This is a genomic window from Pseudoalteromonas sp. APAL1 (genome assembly GCF_021532475.1).
Classification (GTDB): domain Bacteria; phylum Pseudomonadota; class Gammaproteobacteria; order Enterobacterales; family Alteromonadaceae; genus Pseudoalteromonas; species Pseudoalteromonas lipolytica_C.
In genome coordinates, this window is record NZ_JAKGAW010000095.1 from 1 (window position 1) to 3,777 (window position 3,777).

General features: G+C 37.6%; 1 protein-coding gene and 1 pseudogene. Both read right to left on the reverse strand.

Going from position 1 to position 3,777, the window contains the following annotated elements; translation table 11 throughout:
* Window positions 1-461: 461 nt before the first annotated feature.
* Window positions 462-3,530 (reverse strand): PilC/PilY family type IV pilus protein, encoded by a 3,069-nt coding sequence (locus L1264_RS21300; RefSeq protein WP_199526983.1) that lies wholly within the window; start codon window positions 3,528-3,530, stop codon window positions 462-464.
* Window positions 3,531-3,543: 13 nt separating this feature from the next.
* Window positions 3,544-3,777, reverse strand: a pseudogene (locus L1264_RS21305) (pilus assembly protein PilX); the annotation flags it as partial.

The following is a 3,777-nucleotide window of genomic DNA, read 5'->3' on the forward strand; positions in this document are numbered from 1 at the left end:
CTCGAAAGCTCAAGAGTAAGTTACCTTCTAACAACACGATGACTAAATACTTGTAGCTGACGTAATGCAAATAAATTTAAAATTGATACAAGTTAAATTATAACTAATTATTTTGAATTAAAACATAAGTGCTACAAACAAATTAATTATTTGCACCATTTTTTCTTAGAATTTCACTAAAAATAACTAGAGCTTTGGCTATTCACTGAATTCAATACATATTTTGCAGTGTATTGCTTTAACTATTAACAAAAATAATAAAAAAGAGCCAACTTTAAAAGAAAGGTAAGCGAAAGGGGTTACTTTCTACGAAGCCAAGTAATACATTGAATTTTAATGGAAATTTATGGTCTTACAATTATAAAAAGGACACCGCTTTAAAATTGGTGCCCTTATTACAGCTGCATTATACAAGTATAAATCTGCGACTAAATAATATGATAAAAACATTGCATATACTATTATTGAGTTCGGTCATACTTCTCTTGTTTATATATATAAGTTTGTTGAACTTTAAATCCAAGAACCTCATCACTCAGTAATTTAATTTTACCATTTTCGGTATGTAAGCCAGGGCCCAATACCCCTTTGGCAATAAACGGATCTTTTTGGCCAACAATCCCGGTACCAATCAACATAAACTGACTTTCACCTTTATCCGATTCACCAAAGAATAATTGCGGAGTATCAGGTACATCATTCCCTGTTTGGAACTTAAGTTCATCATATACTTTGGTTCCATAATGTAGGTGAAAAGCATAAAGACCACCAGTACCACTACCTAGACTACACTGGTCGACAACATTGCTTGTCGAGCCTGGTGCAAAACTTGTAAAGTAAGCAACACCTCCTACAACGGTACTCGCAGCTAATGATTTCTCACCTTGAAGCGGCAAGTTATAGTACCAACCATTAAAGCGCGCTAATTCAACCTCAAGCTTGACAAAGCCATCAACATTATCAAGTTTCTTAGCAAAAGGATCTGAACTTACATTCATTAAATCTGATTGTGTGATAGTGTTCGGGACTTTACTCCCTGTAAAAGACTTAGTCACAGTATTTATATCGCGGATCATAAATAACTGATCATTCACCGCTGATGAAAGCGGATTTGCTCTATTCCCGCTGCCAACTAATACGGCATCAAACGGGGTATCAACGCGAGTTACTGTGGATTTACCATTTACAACAACTTCAGATACTTTGCTATATACACTTCTCGCAATAGTCGGTTTATAAAAAAAGCGCCGGTCATTGTTAGCCCGAGTGCCCCCAAGACTAGCAAGTTTAAAGTGCGTCCAGTTCCGTGAGTTTTGCGTAGGCATGTCCACTCGCCAAACATCACCACCTGTATCAGTGGCATACAAACGATCTATATACCCGTCGTAATCAGAGTCTAAAAGAGCAATATCAGATGCGATACTGTGTTTACCTTGAAAACCATTTTCAGAAGGAGTCAATGCCCAGACTTTTTTACCTGTCTCAGCATCAACAATGTAAATTCCTCGCCCCTTAGAGTCATTAGTTCGTCGACTACTATCTTTATTAGTATCATAGCCAGCTCCAAAGATAAGCACAGGGCGATCTTCATATCCAGCTAAATTGATATAGGTTACTTGTGCTTTTGACCAGCTTTGTGCCAACTCTTTGAAATCACCTGAGCCACCGACAATTGGTCCACCCCACATTAATTTGGGTGAATTTGGATTTGTTATATCAAGAGCGTAATATTCATTGCCCCCTCGTCTTAAGCCAAAAAATGCCCAAACCCTATCTGTTTGTGTATCTACAACACCATTTTTGTTTTTATCGTCAAAGAAAATAGAAATAGGCCCATCAACGCCATAGACTTTTGTATTTTTCTGGTTATCTCTTAATGGTTTGATAATTTTATATAAACTCCTTGGTATAAATGCCCAGCTCTCTTTTAGTACGTCATTTTGATCTTGAAACATATGCAAATAACCTGCATTCGTACCTATTAAGATACGAACATCACCATTGCCGTAGTCAATTGTTACTGGCTTAGAATGAAGTGGATCCCCAAATTTATCAGTTCTAGAATCATTGGTTCTCCTGTCTTGGTTTACATCATCTACATCTAATCCTCTAGACCAGTTTATAAGTTCCCCCATTTCTTTATCACTACTTGCACCAAATGCATCAATTGTGGTGTCGACATCTCCAAAATAATGAACAGCATGCCACCTGCTGAAATTTATTAAACGGCCTCCGTAAAGGTTTGAAACTACAATACGCTCAGTGGAATTTGGCATGCTAGATCGGCCAGATAAATATAAATTCACCCCACCTAACATAACATCGTTACCGTCAGCTTCTTCATTACTTGGTAGCCAAAAGGTTCTTGCGTCACTTTTAATTAAACCATTACTACCTAATGCTGTATTGCCTTTAGAATCAATGATCTTACTTCCAGAAATTTTTAACTTTTTTAAATTACCACGCCAACGAGCATTTGTACTAGGGTAAAACATAGTATAATAAAGTGCATCCCTACTACGAGTTTGATCAGTATTGTTCGATGCAATAGATGGTGAAGAAAAAGCCCCACCTTCCTTTCTTAAAGCTGCGAATGAAGTTTCAAGAGCTTTTGATAATTCTTCTGGATTCGTAGCAAGAATATAGCTTCCGCCTCCCGCTTTGGCCGTTTCTTCTAGGTTTTTTTGCCCTCTCTCTGTTAAGCCGTTACCAAATCCGATTGTATTAACAATACCGCGGTCATGTACCTTTGACGTTTTGGGGTACAAATCTATATCAACATCGTCTGTACCGTGAATTATTTTTGCAAGCGGAGCTAAATAACTCTGACCATTAAAGTCGTCTAAAAATGTTGTTGCAGGCTCAGAGAAGTAATGTTGATGCAATGACTCAATAGCAGTATTGCTTTCATTATCATGTTGAGGCGAGCCATCACTTATCATCATAATATGAACATCATTGTTACACCTGGCGTTTTTTGTGAAGGTTGAATCTAAAGGAGAAATATATTTGCCACCTTTTTCTGCAGTGGTATCACGCAGCTCAGCCGGAAATAATGCACCAAACTCAACATTTTGCCCTGTCAAATATAGATAAGTCTCCCACAGTGTTTCTGTAATAGGCGTAGCTCCTAATGCACCATTATCCGAAATGAGTTCTTTCAATTTACTATGCTCAGTTCCCAATTTGGCTCTGATAAAACCACCATTTCCAAATGGAGAAAAACGAATAAATCCAAAATCAATATCAGGATTTTCATCGATTACTTTTATGAGCGATGATTTAGCTGCTGCAATTCGGCTATCAGGGCATTCCATCCAGTAACCATCAACTGGATGAAAACATTTAACACCTGTATTAGCAGACTGCATCATGCTACCAGAGGTATCGAGTACAAAAATAACACGCGATTTTTCATCAAGATCTTTATCATAATTAACATAAAGCTCAGTATCATCTGCATTTGCTGCGGTTAGAAACCCAAGCGTGCAAACATATATAAATACATATTTAAAGTTAACGACCTTCATTACAATTCCCTCTCTAGCCACCCGTGTTTAAACTTGCCATTTCTTGAGCAACGCCCGTTTTAACAGTTAATGTATGAATACTTTTTTTACCATAGGTAATTGTGGTATTAACTTCGACCATGTTGCATGACACACCGGAGGTGAAGTTGTACTTGCGAGGACATGGCAAATCCAATTCGCCATTATTCAAATTAATCATTTTATTTGTGGAGTCACCGATAGCGCCCAAATCGAAGCCAGCCTCAGG